Annotated in this window: 22 protein-coding genes and 1 tRNA gene; 8 read left to right on the top strand and 15 right to left on the bottom strand. The window is 65.5% G+C overall.

Translation table 11 applies throughout. The annotated features are described in order from the left end of the window. Positions 1–49 precede the first annotated feature (49 nt). The 10 genes from mutM to Q1V78_RS01525 form a co-directional block, all read right to left on the bottom strand. Entirely contained in the window at positions 50–919 is an 870-nt protein-coding gene (mutM, locus tag Q1V78_RS01570; RefSeq protein ID WP_300610890.1) for a bifunctional DNA-formamidopyrimidine glycosylase/DNA-(apurinic or apyrimidinic site) lyase, read from the bottom strand. Further along, on the bottom strand, positions 912–1,649 hold the full coding sequence (rnc, locus tag Q1V78_RS01565; protein ID WP_300610888.1) for a ribonuclease III: 738 nt from the start codon (positions 1,647–1,649) through the stop codon (positions 912–914). Before rnc ends, mutM begins: the two co-directional genes overlap by 8 nt. Further along, positions 1,633–2,208, bottom strand: a complete 576-nt coding sequence (locus Q1V78_RS01560; protein WP_300610886.1) for a DUF177 domain-containing protein — start codon at positions 2,206–2,208, stop codon at positions 1,633–1,635. The genes rnc and Q1V78_RS01560 overlap by 17 nt, the downstream gene beginning before the upstream one ends. An 84-nt stretch (positions 2,209–2,292) precedes the next feature. Continuing rightward, positions 2,293–3,027 (bottom strand): ATP synthase F0 subunit B, encoded by a 735-nt coding sequence (locus Q1V78_RS01555; RefSeq protein ID WP_300610884.1) that lies wholly within the window; start codon positions 3,025–3,027, stop codon positions 2,293–2,295. Positions 3,028–3,129: 102 nt separating this feature from the next. Further along, positions 3,130–3,624 carry a pantetheine-phosphate adenylyltransferase gene (gene coaD / locus Q1V78_RS01550; RefSeq protein ID WP_300610881.1) on the bottom strand — a complete coding sequence of 165 codons (495 nt, stop codon included), beginning with the start codon at positions 3,622–3,624 and terminating at the stop codon, positions 3,130–3,132. A 70-nt stretch (positions 3,625–3,694) separates the two neighbouring features. After that, positions 3,695–4,258, bottom strand: a complete 564-nt coding sequence (locus Q1V78_RS01545) for an RsmD family RNA methyltransferase (RefSeq protein WP_300610878.1) — start codon at positions 4,256–4,258, stop codon at positions 3,695–3,697. A 73-nt stretch (positions 4,259–4,331) separates the two neighbouring features. Beyond that, positions 4,332–6,563, bottom strand: a complete 2,232-nt coding sequence (locus Q1V78_RS01540) for an ATP-dependent DNA helicase RecG (RefSeq protein WP_300610876.1) — start codon at positions 6,561–6,563, stop codon at positions 4,332–4,334. Beyond that, positions 6,564–8,138, bottom strand: a complete 1,575-nt coding sequence (locus Q1V78_RS01535; protein WP_300610874.1) for a DAK2 domain-containing protein — start codon at positions 8,136–8,138, stop codon at positions 6,564–6,566. Between the two features lie 10 nt (positions 8,139–8,148). Next, a complete protein-coding gene (locus Q1V78_RS01530; RefSeq protein ID WP_284845999.1) occupies positions 8,149–8,784 on the bottom strand; it encodes a uracil-DNA glycosylase in 636 nt (211 codons plus the stop codon). Positions 8,785–8,815: 31 nt separating this feature from the next. After that, positions 8,816–9,793 (bottom strand): thiamine-phosphate kinase, encoded by a 978-nt coding sequence (locus Q1V78_RS01525; RefSeq protein ID WP_300610870.1) that lies wholly within the window; start codon positions 9,791–9,793, stop codon positions 8,816–8,818. A 29-nt stretch (positions 9,794–9,822) separates the two neighbouring features. Here Q1V78_RS01525 and Q1V78_RS01520 point away from each other — a divergent pair, with 29 nt between their 5' ends. Next, positions 9,823–10,950 carry a DUF3515 domain-containing protein gene (locus Q1V78_RS01520; protein ID WP_300610868.1) on the top strand — a complete coding sequence of 376 codons (1,128 nt, stop codon included), beginning with the start codon at positions 9,823–9,825 and terminating at the stop codon, positions 10,948–10,950. A 106-nt stretch (positions 10,951–11,056) separates the two neighbouring features. On the opposite strand, the gene Q1V78_RS01515 is transcribed toward Q1V78_RS01520, so the two are convergent. Both Q1V78_RS01515 and Q1V78_RS01510 read right to left on the bottom strand, forming a co-directional pair. Beyond that, complete coding sequence (locus tag Q1V78_RS01515) at positions 11,057–12,148, bottom strand: D-alanine--D-alanine ligase family protein (RefSeq protein WP_300610866.1); 1,092 nt, start codon at positions 12,146–12,148, stop codon at positions 11,057–11,059. Between the two features lie 78 nt (positions 12,149–12,226). Next, positions 12,227–13,225: an NAD(P)H-dependent glycerol-3-phosphate dehydrogenase gene (locus tag Q1V78_RS01510; RefSeq protein ID WP_300610864.1), complete on the bottom strand. Its 999-nt coding sequence runs from the start codon at positions 13,223–13,225 to the stop codon at positions 12,227–12,229. A 126-nt stretch (positions 13,226–13,351) separates the two neighbouring features. Here Q1V78_RS01510 and Q1V78_RS01505 point away from each other — a divergent pair, with 126 nt between their 5' ends. Then, positions 13,352–14,362 carry an NUDIX hydrolase gene (locus Q1V78_RS01505; RefSeq protein WP_300610862.1) on the top strand — a complete coding sequence of 337 codons (1,011 nt, stop codon included), beginning with the start codon at positions 13,352–13,354 and terminating at the stop codon, positions 14,360–14,362. A 120-nt stretch (positions 14,363–14,482) separates the two neighbouring features. Here Q1V78_RS01505 and leuD read toward each other — a convergent pair whose 3' ends face one another. Together leuD and leuC are read right to left on the bottom strand one after the other, a co-directional pair. Next, positions 14,483–15,088: a 3-isopropylmalate dehydratase small subunit gene (leuD, locus tag Q1V78_RS01500; protein WP_300610860.1), complete on the bottom strand. Its 606-nt coding sequence runs from the start codon at positions 15,086–15,088 to the stop codon at positions 14,483–14,485. A gap of 53 nt (positions 15,089–15,141) precedes the next feature. Continuing rightward, positions 15,142–16,593, bottom strand: a complete 1,452-nt coding sequence (gene leuC, locus Q1V78_RS01495) for a 3-isopropylmalate dehydratase large subunit (protein ID WP_300610858.1) — start codon at positions 16,591–16,593, stop codon at positions 15,142–15,144. A 90-nt stretch (positions 16,594–16,683) separates the two neighbouring features. Here leuC and Q1V78_RS01490 point away from each other — a divergent pair, with 90 nt between their 5' ends. The 4 genes from Q1V78_RS01490 (at position 16,684) to Q1V78_RS01475 (ending at position 22,197) form a co-directional block, all read left to right on the top strand. Then, complete coding sequence (locus tag Q1V78_RS01490) at positions 16,684–17,487, top strand: IclR family transcriptional regulator (RefSeq protein ID WP_300610856.1); 804 nt, start codon at positions 16,684–16,686, stop codon at positions 17,485–17,487. Between the two features lie 58 nt (positions 17,488–17,545). Continuing rightward, positions 17,546–19,540 carry an OPT family oligopeptide transporter gene (locus Q1V78_RS01485; protein ID WP_300610854.1) on the top strand — a complete coding sequence of 665 codons (1,995 nt, stop codon included), beginning with the start codon at positions 17,546–17,548 and terminating at the stop codon, positions 19,538–19,540. 145 nt (positions 19,541–19,685) lie between these two features. Further along, on the top strand, positions 19,686–20,795 hold the full coding sequence (locus Q1V78_RS01480) for an iron-sulfur cluster-binding domain-containing protein (RefSeq protein ID WP_300610852.1): 1,110 nt from the start codon (positions 19,686–19,688) through the stop codon (positions 20,793–20,795). A 94-nt stretch (positions 20,796–20,889) separates the two neighbouring features. Beyond that, positions 20,890–22,197, top strand: coding sequence for an acyl-CoA desaturase (locus Q1V78_RS01475; protein ID WP_300610850.1), 1,308 nt, complete (start codon positions 20,890–20,892; stop codon positions 22,195–22,197). Positions 22,198–22,263: 66 nt separating this feature from the next. Here Q1V78_RS01475 and Q1V78_RS01470 read toward each other — a convergent pair. Beyond that, positions 22,264–22,336, bottom strand: a tRNA-Glu gene (locus tag Q1V78_RS01470). 184 nt (positions 22,337–22,520) lie between these two features. On the opposite strand from Q1V78_RS01470, the gene Q1V78_RS01465 reads away from it, so the two are divergent. Beyond that, positions 22,521–23,660, top strand: coding sequence for a YihY/virulence factor BrkB family protein (locus Q1V78_RS01465; protein WP_300610848.1), 1,140 nt, complete (start codon positions 22,521–22,523; stop codon positions 23,658–23,660). Positions 23,661–24,001: 341 nt separating this feature from the next. Beyond that, a partial coding sequence (locus Q1V78_RS01460; protein ID WP_300610846.1) for a transposase occupies positions 24,002–24,534 on the top strand: 533 nt, incomplete at its 3' end.

Raw genomic sequence — 24,534 nt, 5'->3', positions numbered from 1 at the left:
CTACCCATTCTTGGAATAGCCTGCCCGTAACCCAACCCCGCTCTGGACGCTAGCTGGGTTGACACTGCGGACAGAAGTGCGAGGAGCGGTTCGTCCACTGCACCCGAACGATCGGCGTCCCGCAGCGGGGGCACGGCTTCCCGGCCCTGCCGTAAGCATTGAGCGATCGGAAAAAATAGCCGCTGGCACCGTTGACGTTGACGTAGAGCGAGTCGAAGCTGGTCCCGCCCTGGGCTAGCGCGCGCCGCATCACCGCCTCGGCCTGCTCCAGCACGGCCACGGCGTCGCGCTGGCGCATGCCCCGGGTACGGCGACCGGGGGCAACACCTGCCGCCCATAGCGCCTCATCGGCGTATATGTTGCCGATCCCCGAGACCAGCGTTTGGTCCAGGAGCGCGCGCTTCACGTCGGTCTTCTTCGCCCGGAGGCGCCGGGCCACGGCCACCGGGTCGAAGACCTCTTCGAAGGGGTCAGGGGCGATGTGCGCAACCGGAACCGGCACCCCCGCGAAGCCCCCGTGCGGATCGGCCACCATCTGTGTGACCTGCCACTGGCCGAAGGTGCGCTGGTCCACAAAGCTCAGCACCAGGTCCCGCTCCCCCGCAGCGACCCGCGCGGAAATCCGGACGTGCGTGGTGGGCAGAGCCGTATCGGCAGCTTCATGGATCAGCATCTGCCCGCTCATCCCGAGGTGGACAAACAGCGCGTGGCCACTATCCAGCACGAGCCACATGTACTTGCCCCGGCGCTCGATGGACTGGATGCGGGCGCCGTCCAGAAGCGCGACGAGTTCCGCTGCCCCGCCGGGCTGGGCGCGAACGGCGCGGGGGTGGCGGACGTCGACGTCGTGGATGATCCCGCCGCGGAGGTGTTCTTCCAACCCGCGGCGGACGACCTCCACCTCAGGCAGTTCAGGCACGCTTGCTGAGTTCCTCCACCATGGCGCGGGCCGCCTGGTGTTCCGCTTCCTTCTTCGTGCGGCCCTGGCCGCGGGTGTGCTCCTTGCCATCCAGCAGGAGCGTGGCGAAGAAGGCCTTGTCGTGCTCCGGGCCGGAGGAGGTGACCTTGTACTCCGGCATCGGCAGATCGTGTTCGCGCAGGCGCTCCTGCACGGTGGTCTTCCAGTCCATGGTCAACCCCACGGTCGGAGCCTTATCGATCATGGACTTAAACAGCCGCAAAACGGTCGCCTTCGCAACCGCGAAGCCGTGCTCCAGGTAGACCGCGCCGAGGATCGCCTCGACGGTGTCCGCGAGGATCGAGTCCTTGTCCTGCCCGTCGGTCTTCATCTCGCCGCGGCCGAGCAGGATGTACTCCCCCAGCCCGAGGCTGCGGGCCAGTCCCGCGAGCGCGTACATATTCACCACGCCCGCGCGCATCTTGGAAATGTCGGACTCGCTGCGCTGGGGGAACTGCGTGTACAGCTGCTCGGCGACCGAGAGCCCGAGCACGGCGTCGCCGAGGAACTCGAGGCGCTCGTTATTCGGCACATTGTCGTTCTCGTGCGCGAAGGAACGGTGTGTGAGCGCCAGCCGCAGCATCTCGTCGGACAGCTCGATACCCCAGGCCTGAAGCAGTGGGGTGTGGTCGTGCTTGGAGTATGCGGCGCGGAGTGCTGCCTCGCCGGTGAGCCTACGCTTGCGAGCCATCGTCACCCCCGGCGAGGCGGGACTTAATAGCGGACAGGCCGGCCCAGCGCGAGTCGACCTTCTCCTCTTCCGCTTCTTCCTCCGAAATGCCGTCCGGCTCTGGGACGTTGGTCTCGCACTCGAGGCCGTAATCAGCACAGACGGGGTTGAACGGGGCGTTGAGCCCGGCTTCGTTGAGCACCGTCTGCGTCAGGTCGATGCGGTCGCCCTCAACCAGCGGTGGCAGCTCGTCGCCCTCCTCGTCGGAGTCCTCGTCCTCGGTGGTGATGAAGTCCGAAGATGTGCCGAAGACCTGGTCGACCTTGATGTTGAGGTCCGTCGTGAAGCGGCGGAGGCAGCGGCCGCACTCGACGCTGGCCGGGCCGCTGACCGTCCCCTGGGCCATGATGGCCTCGCCGAGGTTGGTGAGGATCAGGTCGATATCAACGCTGGTGCCGGGGGCGATTCCGAACATTTCCCCGCCGAGGTTGTGCGGGGTCTCGCCGGTGGTGTGAACATGCTCCGGGCCACCTTGCTGGCCGAGGATGTCCTGAACATCGAGAATGAAGGGGTTGCTCATACCCCTTTTGTACCCGCTTGAGGCTCCCCGCCGCCATTTGGGACGACGCCCTGTTCGCTTCATCCCGCGCGTTGAGCCCGGGGTTTAGCCCTCGTAGCTGTGGTCCCCGTAGTTGGAGTCGCTGCGCAGCCCGGAGACACCGGCCCCCTTGCGCAGCGCGGCGCGGTCGCGGCCCACACTGCGCAGGGTTGCGGAGAGGGACTCCTCGAACTCCGCGAGGGTCGAGTCGACGTAGCGGTCGCACTCGTTGCGCAGGCGGTCGGAGTCCGCGTGGGCGGACTGCACGATGCGCTGGGACTCGGCCTCCGCATTGCGGACAACCTCGGATTCGGACACGAGGCGCTGCTGCTCGGCAATGCCTTCGTCCACGGAGCGCTGGTAGGAATCGTTGCCGGCCTTGATGAGGCGGTCGGATTCCGCGGCGGCGCGGGAGATGACGTGGTCGTATTCGTTGCGAGCTTCGGTGACCAGGCGGTCAGCCTCGTCCTCGGCCTGGGCGACCGTGGTGGTGGCGCGCTCTTCAGCGTCGCGCACCATCGCCTCCGCACGGGCGTGAGCCTCCTCAAGAATCCGATCGCGCTCCGCCTCAGCATCAGCGACCATGCCGTCGGCGCGATCCTCAGCATCGTGAAGAATCTTGTCGCGGTGGTCGAGGACGTCCTGGGCGTCGTCCATCTCGATGGGAATGGCGTTACGCATCTCGTCGAGGATGTCGAGCACCTCGCGGCGCGGCACCATGCAATTGGATGTCATGGGCACGCTATAAGCCTGCTCCACCATGTGCTGGAGATCGTCCATGCCTTGGAAGGTTTTGTACATGTCCCCCACTATTCCATGTTCCAGGGCATCACTCGCGGAGAAACACACCGGTCACAGGAATTAACAATTTTTTCTTCCGCTGGAGCCGGTGGTCACGGAGCTTTAAGACTCGGCGAACTTCGCCTTCACTGCCTTAGCCACGGGTTCTGGCAGCAGCCCAGAGACGTCCCCGCCGTACTTCGCGACCTCCTTGCACAGCGTGGAAGACACGTAGCCATACTCCGGGCTCGTGAGCAGGAAGTAGGTATCCGCCCCAGAGAGGCGCTGGTTCATCTGGGCCATCGGCAGCTCGTACTCGTAATCCAGGGAGCTGCGCAGCCCCTTGACCAGCGCAGTGATGTCGTTCTCCGTGAGGTAGTCCACCAGCAGGCGGTCCCACGTGTCGATCCGGATATTCTTCGGGCGCCGTTCCTCGGGCAGGTCCGCGATGGCTGCCTCAATGAGCGCCACGCGCTCCTGCTCGTTGAATAGCCCATTCTTGTTGGGGTTATAGGTCACCAGCACGATGACCTCATCCCACTGGGCCGCAGCACGCGTGAAGATATCGAGGTGACCGTTTGTCACCGGGTCAAAAGATCCTGGGCAGACTACTCGCATGCTGTCCAAGTGTAGCGCCGGCCCCTGTGCCGGGCACCCGGCGCTCCCCTCTCCTTTGACGCGAGCGGCTTTAGCCCCGCCAGATCGCCGTATCGAAGCGCGCAATACCGAAGGTGCGCTTCTTCACCTTCTGCCCCGTCGGCTCGAATCCTTCAGGCCACGCCGTCTCCGGGCTCTTACTGTTTCTTTCGATGACGACGACGGCGTCCTGCGCCAGCGCCGGAATCAGTGCTGCCAGCATGTCCGCCACCGCGTCGTCGGCCAGCTCATAGGGCGGATCGGCGAGCACCATCGTGTAGTGACGCTTCGGCGCAGTCGCCAGGAAAGTCTTGACCTTGGCGTGAACCACGTGGGTTTTCGGATGCTCCACCGTCGCGATATTCCGCTTGATGGTGCTCACCGCTCCGTCGAGCGCTTCCACGAGCGTGACCTCCGCCGCGCCCCGGGAGGCGGCCTCGAGACCCAAGGCCCCAGAGCCGGCGTAAAGGTCGAGGACGACCTCCCCGGCCAGCCCGAAGCGGGCCTCGAGGGAGGAGAACAGGCCTTCACGAGCCCGGTCGGAGGTCGGCCGGGTGACCTGCTTGGGGATCTTGATGCTGCGGCCTCCCGCCTGTCCGGCGATGATGCGGCTCATTAGTCCTTGCTGCTCCTGTTCCGTTACGCACCGGGCGCCCACCCAAGGCTCGCGTTGCGAGGCCCCGTAGAACCTAGCCGCGCTGGATATACGCCTGGTCTTCCAACTCAATGTCCGCGACGAGCTGCCGGGCTAGCTCCTCCTGCTTCTCCACCAGCTCCTGGGCGTAATCCTTGGCCCGCATGATGATCTCACCATCGCTTGCGAGGTTCAGCAGGCTCGCTCGGCGGGAGCCGGCCCCAGACTGATCATCGCCGAGGATATCTCCCTCGGTTCGCTGCTCGAGGTCCAGCTCGGCCAGCGCGAAGCCGTCGGTCGTCGCCGCGACCGCCTCAAGTCTGTCATAGCTGGCAGACCCCGGCAGCGTGGTGGTGTGCAGCATGCACCAGCCGTCGGCCGAGCCACGGCCGATGCGGCCGCGCAGCTGGTGCAGCTGGGAAACACCAAAGTTTTCGGCATCGATGATCACCATCACCGTCGCGTTCGGGACGTCAACCCCGACCTCGATTACCGTGGTCGCGACCAGCACATCCGTCCGCTCCTTTGCGAAACCCGCCATCGCGGCGGCCTTCTCCTCGGGCGCCATTTTGCCGTGCAGCACGTCCACCGTGCAGTGCGCCAGTGGACCCGACGCCAGCTTCTCCGCCCAGGCCAGCACCCCGTCCTCGCCCTCGATGCGTGGCACCACGACGAAAGCCTGGTGCCCGGCGGCGACGTCCTCGGAGATTCGCTGCCACATGCGATCCACCCACGCGCGGCGACCGGCTTGGACGACGGCGGTGCGCACCTCACCTCGTCCACTCGGCAGCCCCGGCAGGACGATGGGTTCGAGGTCGCCGAACATCGTCATCGCAACACTGCGGGGAATCGGGGTGGCCGTCATGACCAGCATGTGCGGAGTCTTGCCTGCCGCGGCCTTGTTCTTCAGATAATCGCGCTGCCGCACGCCGAAGCGGTGCTGTTCGTCGACGACCACGAGACCCAGGTTGAAGAACTCCACTGAATCCTGCATCAGCGCGTGCGTGCCCACCACGATATGAGCCTGGCCACTGACGATGTCTAACAGGGCTTGGCGACGTACCTCAGAGTTCTGGCTGCCGGTGAGCACCGTGATGGTGATCGGCAGCCCCTCGACCAGGCGCGTGAGGGTCTGCGCGTGCTGCACCGCGAGCACCTCCGTCGGGGCGATGAAGGCACACTGCAGCCCGGCATCCGCGGCCGCCACCATCGCCAGTGCGGCGATCAGGGTCTTGCCGCTACCGACATCTCCTTGCAGCATGAGGTTCGCCGGCACCGTGGAGTCCAGCGCTTCGGCGACCCGGTCCCACGCGCTCGTCTGCCCCTCGCTCAGCCGGTAGGGCAGGCCGTGGATGAAGGAGGCCAGCAGCTCGGAGTGCAGCGCATCCACCCGCGGCGAGGTGCGCCGCGTGGAGTCCGCCGCCCGCAGCGCCATGATGAGTTGCAGCTCGAGGGCCTCGTTAAACTTCAGCCGCTCGATCGCCGCGCCCGGCCCCTCCTCCGGCGGCTGGTGAATGCCGCGCAGGGCTGCGTCGAAGCGGATCAGCGGGGCACCGTCGGCACCGGTCGGCCACGCGGGCACCGAACCGGCGGCGACCTCCCCACCGGCGCTGTGCGCGTTCGTCCCCGCCACGGTGGGATCCGGGAGCATCTCCGGGATGGTCTCGCCCCCTGGAGTCGGCGCGAGCGGCCCACGGAGGACCTGGTCCACAACCCCGATCAGCTCCGCGGTCGAGGTACCCCGCTTGCGCGGATAGCCAGGCAGGTAAGGCATGCGCAGCAGCTCCTCCGCCGCCTCCTGACTGCCCGCGATCGTGACGATGGTCTTCAGGGAGCCATAGGCCCCAAAGCGCGCGCTGGGGCCCGGGTCGATCGTCACATAACTCGGATTCTTCAGCTGCCACTGGTTGCGGAACGTATCCAGCTTGCCGTGCAGCAGCAGGATCGCGCCGGGCTGGATCACCCCCAGGTGCATCTTCGGGTTACCGAAGAGCGCGGACTCCATCTGCACGCTGCCGTCGGTGAAGCGGAAGCGGATGAAAGTGCGGGGCCCGCGGCCCGAAAAGTTCTCCTTCTGCTCGACTCCCAGGATCTGCGCCACGCAGGTGTACATCTCGCCAGGCACGAGCATGTCCAGCTGGTCCGACGTTCCCAGCCTGGCGTAGCGGGTTGGGAAGGTCAGCAGCACATCCTGAAGGGTCTTCAGGCCAGGCTTATCCGCCAGGTTCTTCGCCCGGTCGGGGGTGGTCGCCGTGGTGAGCGGGCGGGTGTCCTGCCAGCCGAGCATCTACTCGACACCCACCTGAACCGCAGTGCCCAAGCCTCGGGCGTGATGCTCGTGGAACTCTACGCCGGGGTGTTGTTCGCGAGCGCGATGCACGAAGGCTTCCACTGCGTCGGCCACGGCGGGCTCGGAGGTGATGAAGGTGACGAGTTCCCCACCATCGGCCAACAGGTCGGCAACAGTCTGCGACAGCTGTTCGGGCGGGCCCTGCCACCAACGCTGGGACACACTGGCGTCCAGCATGTCCGCCGTGTTGTCCTCCCAATCGTTCGTCGGGTCAAACACCGCGAGCGCTGCCAGGCCCCCGACCAGGGAGTCGGTGTCGATGATGTTGAGCTGGCGGCCACTGCCCTCCCGCTGGGCTACCTCCAGGATGGCGGCGGGGTCTGCCCCATTGGTGAGCACGGCGATATCTCCGTCGGGCAGCTGCCCGAGTGCGGTGCGGGTCTGCTCTTCGCTGGCTACCGGGTCGAGGCTAACGGCCCCCACGGCCGCGAAAATATCTTGCTCATCGCCCTCACCGGAATCGCCCACAGCGCCTTTCTCGTCCTCGTTGTGGCCGGGCACCAGGGCGATGATGGGCCGGGACGCCCGGCGCGTCGCGGTTGCCAGCGTCCCGGGCTGGCTGGGCAGCACCTCGATGCGCAACTCGGTCACCTGCCCCAGGCCGAATGCCTTTTCGAGCAAGGCGCCGGCCTCCAGCGTGTGGACGTGCACCTTCGCCTGCTCCTCGGACACTGGGGCGATAACGATTGAGTCACCATGGGAGGCGAGTACCTCGCGCAGCGGGTCGACGTCGCCGTGGAAAAAGAAGAGCAACTCCAGCTCGGCAGGAACACCGTGGGATTCGGCGTGCGTGCCGGATGCGCTATCGCCCCCGGGCGCCTCGTACTCCCGCGTGCTGGAGCCCATCATCGCTGTCCCCTCGGACTTCCCGGTCAGGACGTCCTTCAGCGCTTCGAGCATGAGGATGAACCCTGCCCCGCCGGCATCGTAGACCCCGGCCTCGGCGAGCACCTCGAGCTGGTTGGGGGTATCGAATAGCGCCTCGCGGGCGGCGTCGAGCGAGGCGTCGACGATCGCGCCCATCCCCTGGCCGGCCTCATGGGCTGCGCGCGCACCGATAGCTGCCTGGCGCAGGACGGTGAGAATCGTGCCCTCCACGGGAGCGGCGATGGTGGACTCGGCAAAGCCCACGGCGTCCTGGAGCATCCGGACCAACGCGGCCGCATCGATCGGCCCCTGGGCGGAGGCATCCGCGAGGGCACGGAATACCTGGCTCAGCACCATTCCGGAGTTCCCGCGCGCCCCCTTGACTGCGCCCGTGGCCAGCAGCGCGGTGATGGCCGGGAGGTTCACGTCGGTGGCATCCTCCGGCTCCGGCAGCGTGCCCTCGTCGACCGCCGACTGGAGTTCCTCGCAGGCGGCGCGGACGGTGTGGGCCATGTTCGACCCGGTGTCGGAGTCCGCGATGGGGAACACGTTGATGCGGTTGATTTCCGCCTGAGACTCCTCGAGCAGCGTCGCTGCCCGGTTCACCCAATTGGTGACGGCAAGCGCGGAAATCGTTTCGGACATGCCTGCCAGCTTAACGGTCGAGGCTCCAATCCACGGGATCGGCACCCTGGGCCCGCAGGATTTCATTGGCACGGCTGAAGGGTCGGGAGCCGAAGAATCCGCGGTAGGCAGACAGCGGTGATGGGTGCGGGGACATGATGCAGCGCTCGGGCCCGATGATGCCCGCCAGCTGCTGGGCCTGTTTGCCCCAGAGGATCGCGCAGAAATGCTCGTTGGCTGCGACCTGGCGAACCGCGGCCTCCGTGATGGCCTCCCACCCCAGGCCCCGGTGGCTATTCGCCTGTCCCGCGAGCACCGTGAGCACCCGGTTGAGCAGCAGCACCCCCTCGTCCAGCCAGGGGCTTAGGTCCGCGGTGGTGGGCCGGGGCAGGCCCAGGTCCTCGCTGTATTCCGTGAAGATGTTCTGCAGGGACTTCGGGATCTGCTCACCTTCAGAGGAGAACGCGAGCCCCACCGCATGCCCCGGGGTGGGATATGGGTCTTGCCCCACGATGAGGCACTTCACGTCCGCCGGGTCGACCTCGAAGGCCCGCAGGATGTATTCCTCCGGCGGGAGGACCTGTTGGCCCGGCGCGTGGGCCGCCTGAGCTTTGTGCAGGGTTTCCTCCAGCCCGGGCAGCTGCCAATTGGGGTGCACGTAAATCATGGTGGACCTCCTAGCGGGTGTCGTGGGCGGCTTAGAGCGAGGACCAGCCCGCGGTGTAGACCGGGGTGGCGCCATCGATGGTGACCTTCGGTCCCGAACCGGTTTGCGAGCCCGTGCTCCCGATACGTCGGAAGCCGGTGGGGATGCGGGCTGCGGTGGTGGCCAGCAGGCTGTGGTCCTCACCGCCGCTCAAGACCCACTTCCACGGGTCCTCCTGCAGGACGTCTGCCGCGTGCTGGAGCATCTCGTCGGGGGCGATGCCGGCCTTTTCGACGTCGATGGTGACCCCGGATGACGTCGCGATGTGGTTGAGGTCGGAGATCAGCCCGTCGGAGTTATCAGTCATGCTTGCCACGCCGGCTGCCCGGGCGACGGTCCCCTGCCCCACCACCAGGCTGGGTGCGCAGTGCCAGCTGGCCAGTTCCTGCAGGATCTCATCGTCCGGGACCGCTGCCCGGCTGCCGTAGTGGCGCAGCACGTCCAGCCCCGCCGCGGAGTGCCCGAGCTTGCCGTGCGCGATGACCTGCTGCCCCGGCGCGGCGCGGTTGACCCGCAGGGCGGGCGCGGGGCCGGTGAGCTCGCCGAGCGCGGTGATGGAGATGAGGAGTTCCTTGCCCTGCACGATGTCGCCACCCACCAATTCGGCAGCCCAGGGCTCGGCGGCGGCCTCAATCCCCTCGGCGAGTTCGCTGACCCAGCTCAGCGGGGTCTCACCCGGGACCGCCAGCCCGAGCAGGGCTGCGGTGGGCCTGGCTCCCATGGCCTGGATGTCGGCGAAGTTTTGCGTGATGGCTTTCACGCCGACCTCGTAGGCCGTGGAGTATTCGGGCCGGAAGTGGCGCCCGAGGACGAGGATGTCGGTGCAGCTGACGTGGCGCGAGTTCGGTGCTGTGGGCCGCAGGATCGCCGCGTCGTCGCCGTTGAGTTCGCTCGGGGCTGCACGACGGATCGCCTGGATGGTGGCCGCCTCCCCCACCTCGCGCACCGTAGGCCCGGTGTATCGGAACATCCGCCCGCCTCCTTATAAGATGTGTGCCTATGAGCACACAGCGTAATCCACGGGGTGCATCCCCGGCCGCCTCGCAGGGCCCGACTACGGGGGCTGATGCCCAGGGCCGTGGAGCAGGGGCTCCCCGTTCACTCGTCACGATCAGTCTGATCCTAGCTCTCGTCTTCACCGTCGCGGTGTTGGGGGGAGCCAAGATTCTTTCGGATCGGCAGAAGTATTCGGACGTCTCGGTCGGCGCCGTTGATGCACCGGATGCGAAGGCCGCGGAGTGCTCTCAGCTGGTGGAGAAGGCCCCGGAGAAGGCCGGTAAGTTCCGGAAGGTGGGCATTCTAGATCCGGTTCCAGACGGCACCGTCGCTTACCGGGACACCAACGGCACCCAACTGACCGTCCGTTGCGGCGTCACGATGCCAGATCAGTACACAGTCATCAGCCCGGTCTCCGCGGCTGAGGGGGCGAGCTGGTTCATCGCCCAGGACGCCACCCCGGGTTCCACCCTGGCCACCTGGTACTTCGTGTCCGGGGAGCCGACCGTTGCGGTGACGTCCGAGGCGGACGGCGACCTCATCAAGGACGCGGTGGCGGAGATCTCGCCCGTTCTCGGCGAGGTCGCGTCCTCTGATTCCCCCGTGACCCCGGCTGCCCTGCCGCTGGCAGACGAGCCGGTAGCCAAGGATCGTAATGAGCAGACCTGCCGTTCCTTCGACGAGACCCTGCCTGCGGAGATCGCCGGCTTCCGTCGCCTGAGCAGCGAGGAGCTGGGCGAGCTGATGGAGAACAACGCCAAGGCCGTGGCCGGCGAGGACGCGCTGCGAGATCCGAAGCTCTCGGGCTTCATCGAGCAGGCGAAGCGCGCCGCGGCGGATTCTCTGGTCGTCTACCAGCCCGAGAAGGAGGGCAACGAGCCGGTCGTGGTCCGCTGTGGCGTTGCCTTCCCGGAGTCCTATGAGCGCGGTGAGCGGCTTTCCCAGATCGACGACGTTCCGTGGTTCGACGCCCCTGCCCTCGCGCAGGGTTCGACGATCGGTCACTGGTACGCGATCGGCCACGAGGAGGTCGTCGCCGTCGCGATGCCGCAGTTTAGCAGCGGCGATGTGCTGCCCACGGTGACGAAGGCGATTACCGAGAGCATGTCGAAGCGCGCCGAGCGCTCGTAGCCCCTCCCAGTGCGTGGTTAACGTCCCGGGCTATTCCGGGGCATCCCCCGCACACACCAACGCCCGCCACGGTGACCGTGGCGGGCGTTTCCCGTTGTCTTAGGGTCTATGAGTGGCGACGCGCCCCGGCGACCAGGGTGGTCAGCAGGTCGGTGTAGCTCAGACCATCAGCAAGGAACATCTGCGGGTACATGCTGATCGGGGTGAAGCCGGGCATCGTGTTGATCTCATTGAGGATCGGGCCGGTGTCGGTGACGAAGAAGTCCACGCGTGCCAGGCCGGTGCAGCCCAGCGCTCGATAAGTCTCGATCGCGAGCTGCTGCACCCGGCGCGTGGTGGCCTCGTCGAGCGGGGCGGGAATGGTGGCACTGACGGTGTCGTCAAGGTACTTGGCGTCGAAGCCATAAAAGCCCTCCTCGCCGGCGTCGGTGCCCTGCAGCATGGCTGGGGAGGATGCGACCAGGGTGCCGTCCTCGCGCTCCAGCACGCCACATTCAACCTCGGGGCCGATGATCATGGCCTCGATGATGACCTTCGGGTCGTGGGAGGCGGCCTCCTCGATGGCTGCGGGCAGGTCCTGCCAGCTGTCCACCTTCGAGATGCCGATCGAGGAGCCACCCCGGGCAGGCTTGACGAACACCGGGAGGCCGAGCAGCTCGCGCTCCTCGTCCGTTAGCTCGGCGCGGCCCTGCAGAACGACCTCCGGGCCGGTCGGGATGTTGGCTTCCCGGGCGATCTTCTTGGTGAACTCCTTGTCCATGCCCGCCGCGGAGGCCAGCACGCCGTTGCCGACGTAGCGGGCGCCCAGCAGGTCGAAAAGACCCTGGATAGTGCCATCTTCACCGTTGGCGCCGTGCAGGACGGGGAAGATGACGTCCGCGGTGGCGAAGACCTCCCCGGTACGGTCACCGGTGACGAAACGGAACTCGGTGGCTTTTCCGGCGGCGCCCAGCATGGGCTGGATCCGCTCACTGTGATCGGCAACGGTGGGTAGCTCGCGGCCATCGGCTCGCAGCTGTGCGGTATCCGTGGTTCCCGGCACCCACGCTCCCCCGCTGGTGATGCCAACGGGGACGACCGTGAACCGATCAGAGTCCAGGTTGTCGATGATCGCGCCTGCGGAGATACAGGACACGGAGTGCTCGGTCGATTGGCCACCGTAAACGACGGCGACGGTGAGTTTTTCAGCTGCAGTCACAGCGCTAACCCTACCCGCTTGGGGCAGCGAATCGCGGTAGCCCACCGCGGGGACGGCGCGCCCCTGGCACTCGGGCTGTCACTCGGGCTTGCGGGTGCGCCCCAGCAGCTGGTTGATGATCTGCTCCGGGGTCGCGCCCTCGTAGCAGACTTGCACCACCGCATCGGTGATGGGCATTTCCACCCCAGCCTTGCGCGCCAGCGCCTGGACGGAGCGGCAGCTGACCACTCCCTCGGCGACCTGCCCCTTGGTGGCCTCAGCAGCTGCCTCTAGACCCGCTCCCTCGCCAAGGCGCTGGCCGAAGCTGCGGTTGCGAGATAGTGGCGAGGTACACGTGGCAACCAGGTCGCCCATGCCCGCGAGCCCGGCCATGGTGCGCGCGTCCGCACCGAGCTGGAGGGCCAGCCTGGTGGTCTCGGCAAGCCCGCGGGTGATGACGGTGGCATTAGTGTTTGCTCCAAAGCCACAGCCTGCGGCGATGCCCGCGGCCAGCGCGATGACGTTCTTGGAGGTACCAGCAACCTCGGCCCCCAGGACGTCCTGGCTGGTGTAGGGGCGGAAATACGGCGCGGCGACGGCGGACTGGACGAAGCGGGCGCGGTCGTCGTCCTCACAGGCGATGAGGGTGGCGGCGGGTTGCCCCTGGGCGACTTCCTTGGCGAGGTTCGGGCCGGTGAGCACGGCGACCCGGTCGCTGGCGACCCCGGCGACGTCCGCGATGACCTGGCTCATGCGCATCCCGGTCTCGTACTCGATGCCCTTGGCGAGGCTGACGATCGTGGCATTCGGCTCGATGTGTTCCCGCCAGCTGCTCAGGTTGCTGCGCAGCGTCTGGGAGGGGACGCCGAGCACCACGATCTCCGCACCGTGAAGTGCCGTGGCGGGGTCCGTCGTCGCTGAAAGTCCTTCGGGAAGATCCACGTCCCCGAGATAGGCGCTATTGCGGTGATTGTCGTTGACGTCGGCGGCGACCTCATCGCGGCGAGCCCACAGGGTGACGGGGTTGCCGGAGTCGGCGAAAACCTTCGCCACGGTCGTCCCCCACGAACCAGCCCCCATCACTGCTACCTGCACCATCGTGCGAACACCGCCTAAAATTTATGTCCCGTATGCCTACGTATCTGATCCTGTTTGGCCTCGTATAGGATCACTGTTGTTAAGTCAGCTTCCCAATTCTAGTCCCCCGACGGGAGGATTTTCCTCGTGATCACGAACAACGGCGACGGCAACCTATCCACATCCCTGGCCAAGTCAATCAATGGGCGTGGCCACGTGGCGCGCATCGGCTCCCACCCCACCGAAGAGTTCGAGCGTCCGACGTTCGCTGCCGGCGCGGTGCTGTGGCGGCACAACGAGCAGGGTGAGCTGGAGATCGCGGTGGAGCACCGCCCCCGCTACGACGACTGGACGCTGCCGAAGGGCAAGGTCGACCCGGGCGAGAACCTCGCGGGCACCGCGTTCCGTGAGATCCTGGAGGAGACCGGCTACCGCGTGGAGCTCGGCTGGTTGCTGGGCTACGTCCACTACCCGGTCCGCAAGCGCACGAAGGTGGTTTATTACTGGACTGCGGAGGCCGTGGACGGCTACTTCGAGGGCAACAATGATGTGGACGACGAGGTCGACGAGCTGCGTTGGTTGTCGCCGAAGAAGGCACGCAAGTCGCTGACTTACCCGCTCGATCAGCAGGTTTTGGATGCTGCTTTGGAGCTGCTGGCCCTGGGGGCAAACCGTCGGGTTCTGCTGACTCGCCATGCCCGCGCGCTGCCACGGCGGACGTGGAGCGGTGATGATGACAAGCGCATTCTGGACAAGCGCGGCCGTCGCCAGTCCGAGATGCTCATCTCCCAGCTGGGGGCCTATGGGCCGTCGGCGGTGTTCTCGGCGCGCCCGGACCGCTGCTTCGACACGGTCTCCCCGTTCTCCCAGGCTTTCGACCTTCCGCTGACAGTGTCCTCGACCTTCTCCGACGATCAGGTCGTGGCGGACGTCCCGGCGGCTGTTGCTGCGCTGAAGGCGACGGTTGAGCAGCGCAAGGTCGCCGCCGTGTCCTCCCAGGGTGCGGCGATCCCGGCGATGCTGGAGCATCTCTTTAACGAGAGCGGCATCGAGGTCGAGGACGTGCGCGTGAAGAAGGGCAGCGTGTGGGTGCTGCACTTCAAGGATGATCAGCTGCTGGGTGCGGACTACCTGGCCAGCGCGTTGCCGGTGAAGTAACCCGACTGGCCGGGCACCTAGCACCCATTGCCGGTGACCTGCCGCCCTATAACGGCGAGACCCCGCTCCTGATCGGCTCTGTGGCCGACCGGGGCGGGGTCTTTTCGGCTTTGCTGCCGCTTAGTCCGCGGTGCGGGCTGGCAGCGTCTTCGGCTTGAAGCTCGGGCGCTGGGACTCGAACTCGGCGATCTGCTCTTCCTTGCGCAGGGTCAGACCGATGTCGTCCAGGCCCTCCATCAGGCGCCAGCGGGTGTAGTCATCGACCTCGATGTTGAAGGTGTGGCTGCCCAGGGTCGCGGTGCGATCCTCGAGGTTCACGGTCATCTCGATGCCGGGGTTCTGCTCGATGAGCTTCCACATCAGCTCGATGTCGGACTGCTCGACGATAGCGGCCAGCAGCCCGGCCTTGCTGGAGTTGCCCTTGAAAATATCCGCGAATCGAGAGGACAGGACAACGCGGAAACCGTAGTCCATCAGCGCCCAGACGGCGTGCTCTCGAGAGGAGCCGGTGCCGAAGTCCGGCCCCGCAACCAGCACGGAGGCGTCTTTAAACGCATCCTGGTTCAGGACGAAGTCCGGGCTCTGGCGCCAGCCAGCGAACAGGCCGTCCTCGAAGCCGGTGCGGGTCACGCGCTTCAGGTACACGGCGGGGATGATCTGGTCGGTGTCGACGTTGGAGCGCATCAGGGGCGCTGCGACACCGGTGTGGGTGTGGAACTTTTCCATGGTGTGGCTTCCTTCGTGGGTTCCGTGGGTGAACTTCTGGGTGACGTGTTCGCTTAGAGGTCGGCGGGGCTTGCGAAGGTGCCCTGGACGGCGGTGGCCGCTGCGACCTGCGGGGAGACCAGGTGGGTGCGGCCACCCTTGCCCTGGCGGCCCTCGAAGTTGCGGTTGGAGGTCGAGGCGGAGCGCTGGCCGGGGGTCAGCTGGTCCGGGTTCATGCCCAGGCACATGGAGCAGCCTGCGGTGCGCCACTCAGCGCCCGCGGCGAGGAAGATCTTGTCCAGGCCCTCCTCCTCTGCCTGCTGCTTGACTCGCGTGGACGACGGGACGACGAGCATCTGGACGCTGTCAGCGACCTTCCGGCCGTCCAGAACCTCGGCGGCTGCGCGCAGGTCCTCGATGCGGGCGTTGGTGCAGGAGCCCAGGAAGACCACGTCCACCGGGATGTCCCGCAGCGGGGTTCCCGGGGTCAGGTCCATGTACTCCAGGGCGCTCTCGGCGGCGGCGCGGTCGGTGTCGTTGGTGAAGTCCTCCGGCGCAGGCACGGTCGCGCCCAACGGCAGGCCCTGGCCCGGGTTCGTTCCCCAGGTGATGAACGGGGTGAGGCTGGAGCCATCGATGTGGACGACCGTGTCGAACTCCGCGCCCTCATCGGTGCGCAGGGACTTCCAGTACTCGACGGCGTCCTCCCAGTCCTGGCCCTGCGGGGCGTGCGGGCGGCCCTCGAGGTAGTCGAAGGTGGTCTGGTCGGGAGCAACCATGCCAGCCCGGGCGCCGGCCTCGATGGACATGTTGCAGATGGTCATGCGGGCTTCCATCGACAGCTTCTCAATGGCCTCGCCGCGGTATTCAATGATGTGGCCCTGGCCGCCGCCGGTGCCGATCTTCGCGATGATGGCAAGAATCAGGTCCTTGGCGGAGACCCCCGGCTGCAGCTCGCCACTGACCTCGATGCGCATGGTCTTGAAGGGCTTCAGCGGCAGGGTCTGGGTGGCCAGCACGTGCTCGACCTCGGAGGTGCCGATGCCCATGGCGATGGAGCCGAAGGCACCGTGGGTGGAAGTGTGGGAGTCACCGCACACCACCGTCATGCCCGGCTGAGTCAGGCCGAGCTGTGGGCCGACGGTGTGGACGATGCCCTGGTCGATGTCGCCCATGGAGTGCAGGCGGATGCCGAACTCTTCGGCGTTTTTACGCAGGGTCGAGACCTGAAGGCGGGAGGTCTGGTCCTCGATGTCCAGCAGGTTTCCACCGACGACGCCGGTCGTGGGGACGTTGTGGTCCTCGGTTGCGATGGTCAGGTCAGGACGACGGACGGGGCGGCCGGCCTGGCGCAGCCCGTCGAAGGCCTGCGGCGAGGTGACCTCGTGGACGAGGTGGAGGTCGATGTACAGCAGGTCCGGGTCGCCGTCCGATCCACTGGCGACGAGGTGGTCGCGCCAGACCTTCTCGGCGAGCGTCAGCGGCTTTTCTGTTGCGCCGCGGGTGGTATTAGTTGTGGTGTTCACTACGCTCTCCTCATTTCCAGAATCTTGCGAATCTCGGGAGTCATCCGAAAGTTCGCCAGTTCCACTTGATGGAATGTATAGTATCAAATCATGGGATATACATCTGAGCGAAACACCAACTCGGCACCGCAGCCACCCCAGTTGGGGGTCAACCCCGGGTACGCGCACCCCGCCGGCGCCGAGAAGCCAGAAATCCCGGCAATCAGCGGCATCCAGGTTCTCGACCGCGCGGTCTACATCCTCTCCATCATCGCAGCCCGCCCGCACAACCTGTCTGAGGTCTGCGACGAAACCGGCCTGCCACGGGCAACCGCCCACCGGATCTCCGTGGCACTGGAGAAGCACCGGCTGATCGAGCGTCAGGCCGACGGCCAGTGGACAGCCGGCCCCGCGCTCGCCGAGCTCGCCCCGCGCACCAGCCCGCGCCTGGAGGAAGCGGCCGAGCACCTACTTCCGAAGCTGGTGGAGCAGACCAAGGAATCCGTCCAGGTCTACCAGCTCTCCGGCTTCGAGCGACTCTGTGTGGCCAACGCGGAACCTGCCACGGGCCTTCGCGACACCGTTCCTCGCAACACCCGGATGACGCTCAACGCCGGCTCCGCTGCACGCATCCTGGTCGCCTGGGCTCCCGTCTCGCTGCAGCAGGCGGTGCTCCCCACCGCCGCGTACAGCGCCGCGGAGCTAGAGCGCGTGCGTCAAACCCAGATCTCCGAATCCGTTGCAGAACGCGACGCCAGCCTGGCTTCCGCCTCCGTCCCAATCTTCGACTCGACCGGCACGATGGTGGCTGCGCTATCCGTCTCCGGACCCGTCGCCCGCATGGGTGACTCCCCCGCCGAGAAGTTCGGGGACGCGCTGCGGCAGACGGCAAAGGAAATCGAGATTCACCTCTAGGGCTTATGGGGTCTACGATCATCTCAGAACATGAAGTTTTGACCAGAAAGTTCGCCCCATGTCCAGCTCAACAGGCACCGGCAGTGCGGCTGTAGGCACAGACCCCGCAGCGCCCCGCCGCTCCCCCGTCCGAGAGTTCACCTTCCGTGCGGTCCTCCTCGGCGGCATCATCACGCTCGTCTTCACGGCCGCCAACGTCTACCTCGGACTGCGCGTCGGCCTGACGTTCGCCACCTCGATCCCCGCGGCCGTGATCTCCATGGCCATTCTGCGCAATTTCCAGGATCACACGATCCAGGAAAACAACATCGTGCAGACCATTGCCTCGGCAGCCGGCACACTCTCGGCGATCATCTTTGTCCTCCCCGGCCTGATCATGGTCGGCTGGTGGCAGGGCTTCCCCTACTGGACCACCGCCTCCGTGGTTGCCATCGGCGGCATCCTCGGCGTGACTTTCTCCATTCCGCTGCGCAGGGCGCTCGTCACGGGCTCAGACCTCCCCTTCCCCGAGGGCGTGGCAGCCGCCGAGGTGCTCAAGGTCGGCGACACCCAGAACCAGGACTCCGCTGAGGAAAACAAGACCGGGCTGCGTCTGATCATCCTTGGCTCCATCGCGTCTGCGGTGATGTCCATCATCACCGCCATGAAACTCGCAGCATCCTCGGTGTCCTCCTACTTCCGCCTCGGCCCCGGCGCCACGATGATGGGTGGCTCGCTCTCGCTGGCTCTCATCGGCGTCGGTCACCTCGTCGGCATGTCCGTCGGTGCCGCCATGATCGTTGGCCTGATCATCTCCTACGGCGTGCTCATGCCACTGCGCACGTCGGGGCTCATCCCGGCCGAGGGTGACATCTCCGAGATCGTCACGGCCACCTTCTCCTCCGAAGTTCGCTTCATCGGCGCCGGCACCATGGCCATCGCCGCGGTATGGACCCTCTTGAAGATCATCGGCCCCATCATCCGTGGCATCAAGGAGGCTCTCGCCTCCTCTCGTGCCCGCCACGATGGCCAGGCTGTGGACCTCACCGAGAGGGACATCCCGTTCCCAATCGTCGCCGGGGTCACGCTGGCGTCGATGCTGCCAGTAGGCCTGCTCCTGTGGCTCTTCGTGAAGGACACCACCATCACGCACCACATGACCGGCCTCATCGCGCTGTCGATTATCTACACCCTCCTGGTGGGGCTCATCGTCGCGTCAATCTGCGGTTACATGGCCGGACTCATCGGCTCCTCGAACTCCCCCATCTCGGGCGTCGGCATCATCGTCGTGCTATCCGCTGCCTTGCTGATCAAGGTCGTCGTGGGCGGGGAGGCCGACTCCACGGCACTCGTCGCCTACACCCTGTTCACCGCGTCGGTGGTCTTCGGCATCGCGACGATTTCCAATGACAACCTCCAGGACCTCAAGACCGGCCAGCTGGTTGGTGCCACCCCGTGGAAGCAGCAGGTGGCCCTCATCGTCGGTGTTATCTTCGGTTCTGCGATTATCCCGCCGATCATGGAGCTCATGCGCAAGGGCTTCGGCTTCGCTGGCGCTCCGGGGGCCGGCCCCGACGCTCTCGCAGCACCGCAGGCTGCACTGCTGAGCTCCGTGGCCGAGGGCATCTTCGGCGACTCCCTGGACTGGGGACTCATCGGCCTGGGCGCGGCCATCGGCGTCGTGGTGATCATTATCAACGAGGTACTGAGCAAGTCCTCCCGCTACTCCCTGCCACCGCTGGCGGTGGGCATGGGCATGTACCTGCCGGCGTCTCTCACGCTGATTATCCCCATCGGCGCAGCCCTGGGCTACGTATACAACAAGTGGGCTGACAAGCAGGCCAATCCGCAACGCAGCAAGCGCATGGGCGTCCTCATGGCCACCGGCCTGATCGTCGGCGAGTCCCTCTTCGGTGTCATCAACGCTGGCATCATCGCCGCGACCTCCAACGGCGACGCCCTGGCCGTGGTCGGCGAGAGCTTCGCCGGACCGGCGCAGTGGATCGGGGTGCTGGCCTTCGCGGGACTCTGCGTGCTGACCTACGGCCGCCTCCGGACCGTCGCTCGCCGCTAAAACGCTACTCGCCACGGGGAAGGTGAGCTTGCTCACCCCGCGCCGCTGAGGCGAAGGCAGGCCTGATAGGGGTGCTATATTAGTTTCCTGAACTATACCCCCCTTTTTTTAGCCCCTGCTAAACCCCCTAAGGAGCGTGTCGCTCATGGCTGCCTCTGCCCCGCGCGGAGACAACCCCTCCCAGCCCCCACCACCCCGAGCCTCCAGGGCGATCCGGGGCGCCGTCCACCGCGCCCTGAAAACACTGACCACTCCCCTGCTTCCGGCGGACATCGCAGGGCTTTTCGACCCGCTCGCCGGGCGCGAACTGCGCGGGCGAGTCGAGGCCATCACCCAGCACGGGGAACTCACCACCCTGAAGATCACGCCCTCCCGCGGTGCCCCGCTAAGCTTCCGCCCGGGCCAATTTATCGGCCTCGGCGTGCAGATCGACGGCCGGTGGCAGTGGCGGTGCTTCTCCATCACAAACGCCCCCCGCCCGAACCTCGGCTCCGTCACCTTAGGCATCAAGCAGGTGCCGGACGGCGCGGTGAGCACGCACATCGCCACCGTCGCCCGCGTCGGCGACATCATCCGCTTAAGCCAGCCCGGCGGCGAGTTCTACCTCAGCCACCCGGTGCCGAACAAGCTGTTCTTCCTCACCGCAGGATCCGGCATCACCCCCGTGATCTCCATGCTGCGCTGGTTGAAACAGGAGTACGCAGGCGAGGGCATCAGCATCCGGCACATCCACTCGGAACGCGGCCCGCTGACCCCGGAGCCTTTCGCCACGGAGCTCCGCGCACTGAACACAGAGCTGCCCGGCTACGAAATGCAGCATTGGGACTCCTCCAGTCAGGGCCGCATCGACCCCCGCGAGCTGGCAAACCTCGTGCCCGACATCGCGGAACGCGAGCGCTTCGCCTGCGGCCCCGGCCCACTGCTGGATGACATGAAGAAGCACTTTCCCGGCACGAGGGTCGAACGCTTTTCCACCCGGGATTCCACAGGCTCTGCAGCCGGCGGCAGCATCTATTTTTCGGATCGGCAAGCCCCAGTGGCCTGCGACTCCTCGACGAGCATCCTCGAGGCAGCCGAAGGGGCCGGGGTGGCTTTGACCCACGGGTGCCGCATGGGGATCTGCCACACGTGCACGGCCACGGTTCTCGACGGCCTCGTCGTCGATGCTCGCACCGGACAGCCCCACCGGGAGGGCGAGCGGGTTCGCACCTGCTGCTCCATCCCCGACGGGGACGTCCGCATCACCCAGGGTTAGCACCCAGAACCAGTCCCTCCCCAGCACGCTTAGCCCAACAGCCCAGCACGCCCGTCACCGCACACCCGTCCCGCACCACAGCAAGGAGAAGAAAATGGCGATCAAAGACATCACCGCCTATGCCCACCTCAGCGAAGAAGACATCGCCGAGATCGGTCGGCGCTTCGACGAGATCGAGAAGCGCCACCGCGACACCCTGGGAGAGAAAGACGCCGCCTACATCCGCGGCCTCATCCGAACCCAGCGCGGCATCGATCTGCTCTCCCGCCTCGCCACCGTTTTCCTCCCCCAGGCGAGGATTCCCGCCGCGGCGACGATGGGACTATCGAAGATCCTCGAAAATCTCGAGATCGGCCATAACGTCATGCACGGTCAATGGGACTGGATGAACGACCCGGAAATCCACTCGGCCACTTGGGAGTGGGACAACACTGGCCCCTCCGAGGGCTGGAAGCATTCCCACAACTACAGCCACCACACCTTCACAAACATCATCGGCATGGACAATGACGTGGGCTACGGGGTCATCCGCGTCACCCGCGACCGCAAATGGAAACCCACCACCGCCCTCCAGCCGCTAACCAATGTCGTGCTCGCCGCGCTGTTCGAGTACGCAGTGGCCTTCTACGACGTCGAACTCGGCCGACTCTTCACCGGTCGGCAGACCTGGGAGGAGACCAAGCCCTCCCTCATGCTCACCTTGCGCAAGATCGGCTCGCAGGCCACCAAGGATTACATCGCCTTTCCTGCACTCGCGGCCGCGGTGGGCTACCTGCTGCCCACCAAGAATGCTTTCGGTGCCAGGCGGTGGGCGGTGGCGTCCGGAAAAAACCGGAGAAAAGAGCGGGCAAAGAAGCACGCGAAGAGCGCCGCGCAGGTGGCCCTCATCGCCAACCTCACCCGCAACCTCTGGGCCTACGCCGTGATCTTCTGCGGGCACTTCCCCGATGACGCGGAAACCTTCACCAAGCGCGCCCTCGAGAAAGAATCCAAGGCGGAGTGGTACCTGCGGCAAATGCTGGGCTCGGCGAACTTCCGGGGCGGCAAACTGCTGACGATCCTCTCCGGCAACCTCAACTACCAAATCGAGCACCACCTCTACCCCGATATGCCGAGCAACCGACTGGCACAGATCGGCAAGGAGGTGGAGAAGATCGCCGCGGAGTTTGGCCTGCCCTATAACACGGATAGCTTCTCCCGACAGTTCCTCGAGGTGCAGCGCACGATCCTCAAGCTCACCCTCCCCAACCGCTTCCTCCGCACGCCGAAGTACAACGCGCCGGAGGTGCGCTCGGACGAGGTCTTCGATAAGCACCCGGAGGTCAAGGCGATGATGGGCCCCCGCAAGCTCGCCGCCGGGCTGGCCAGGCTCAAGGAGCTGCGGCCGAAGTTCCTCGCCTAAAAAGGCAGGCACATCACAGCAAAAACTCCCGTTCTCAATGGCTTAGAGGACGGGAGTTTTCTTTTGTACCCCGTACGGGATTTGAACCCGTGTTACCGCCGTGAGAGGGCGGCGTCCTAGGCCGCTAGACGAACGGGGCGCATAGGACACACAAAACTAGCTCCCTACCGGCGTACCGGTGAGGCAACGACCAACTCTGTGATCGAGAACAAAGCCTACAGGCCAGTGCTGCGACTCTCCTAATCCGCTGGTCAATGCCGGATTTTAGGGAGTTCTCGCGTTAGCATGAAAGCAGTAGTGCCGCCGATGCGCCAAGGATGCCAATGACCCTTTCCGAAAATGACACCCCCGACTCGCTCGTGATGCCGGCCGGTGGCGGCACGGGCCGACAGGCGATTTCTCCGGATCGTTACTCAGCAGAGGTCACCAGCGAACATCGTTTTCCTGGCCCGAGGGCATGGGGCATGATCGCCAAGCGGCTGTACGCGGAGTTTTTCTACCGTGGGCTTCCCGATAAGGGCGCGACGCTGAGCTTCTACTCCATCTTCACCGCGATCCCCACCCTCATGGCCTTCTACGCGATTGTGATGCTGGTTCTCGACCAGAATCGCGACCAGGTGCTCGGTGTGACAGGCGAATTCATCAACCGCAATATCCCGGCAGACTTCGCGGCTCAGGCGTCGAATATCATCGAGGCGATCATCGGCACCACGCAGCGTTCCCTGATCACCCTGATCATCGCCGTCCTCTTCGCGCTCTTCTCCTCCTCGGCCTATGTTCGTGCCTTTTCCCGCAGCGCGAACGCGCTCTACGGCCGCGAGGAGGGTCGGTCGATCCTGCGGACCTGGCTAGTGATGTGGGGCTTGACCATCGCGTTGGTGGCGGGGCTTGTTTTGATCGCGGCGGGGTTCTTCCTACGCGAGGAGCTCCTCTCCCCCTTCTTCACCCATATCGCCGACCCCTTGGGGCTAGCTGGCCTGCGCACCTTCATGCTCGACTACTTCCTGCCGCTGTGGACGTGGCTGCGGTGGCCGGTGATCTTTGGGCTCTCCCAGATGCTCATCGCGCTGCTCTATCACGTCGCCCCGAACGTCAGGCAGGGGCGTTTCCGGCTGTTCACGGCGGGCTCCCTGAGCGCGCTGCTTGTCCTCACGCTGATCGGGGTGGGCTTCCGGACTTATCTCAACAACTTCCTACACATCGGCATGTACGGGGCCCTCGGCGGCATCATCGGCGGTTTCTTCTGCCTTTTCATGGCCAATAACGTGCTGCTTCTTGGCCTGCAGCTGGACGCTGAGCTCGCACGTGCCCGGGAGCTGGCGGCGGGCTACGACTCCACCGACCTCATTCTCGCCCCTCCCCGAGCATCGGGTGCCGCGGATGGTGAGGAGCAGCTCGCCGAAACGCTCCAGGCCGAAGCCAAAAACTTCCAACGCCGTGTACGGAACGCTGAGGACGACTAGCGGGGCGGCTATTACTCTTTCCATCGCACCGCCTGAGACGCGCTTCTGATCGCCTTCCTCAGCGTCCTAGGGATCTCCCTTGCATCTGAGGCTTAGCCCCCTATACACGACCATCGGGCGTGGGGCGGATTAAGTGACAAAAAGTGTGTATGAATTTCAGCTTATCTGCTGGTCAGACCGTATAAAACGGGCTTAAATAGGGTTCCAGACCTTATTCAGTCCCGTTTCTTGCTCAATCCACCGGAATGGCTCCAGCATGTGGTAACAGGGGCTTGGTTGTCTTTCGAGGGTGTCAGGAAGTTTGTGTGTGAGGCTCTGATCTAGAAGGAGTTTCACCGATAATGACTACGGTGTCACCGAAGAAAGGCCACGACCCGGCAAGGGTCAACGAGATCAGCGAGAAGCTGATGGAAAATCCTGAGCTGGCCAGCTTGATAAGCGAGCTGTCGACCTCTGTTGATGATGCAAGTGATCTGGTCAAAGGCTTGCTGCAGGCATCGATCAACGCTGGTCTGCAGGCGGAGATGGATGCGCATTTGGGCTATAGCCACTCCGACCGCAAGTCCAAAGCCCGGGTGGAAGCCGCGCAGGAGAGTAATCACCGCAACGGCTCGTACACCAAGACCGTTAATTCTGGCTACGGCGCGGTGGAAGTGACCGTGCCCAGGGACCGTGCCGGCACGTTTGCTCCAAAGATGGTGCCCAAAGGCTCCCGTCGGCTCACAGAGCTCGATGACATGATCGTCTCGCTGTACGCCGGCGGGATGACGGTGCGCGATATTCAGCACCATCTTGGGTCCACCCTTGGGGTGGATATGAGCCCAGATACGATCAGCACGATTACCGATGCGGTGTTAGACGAGGTCATGATCTG

This window comes from Corynebacterium sp. (assembly GCF_030152825.1).
Taxonomy (GTDB): Bacteria; Actinomycetota; Actinomycetes; order Mycobacteriales; family Mycobacteriaceae; genus Corynebacterium.
Note: the sequence above shows the minus strand (reverse complement) of the source record. Positions and strands in the feature narration are given on the sequence as shown.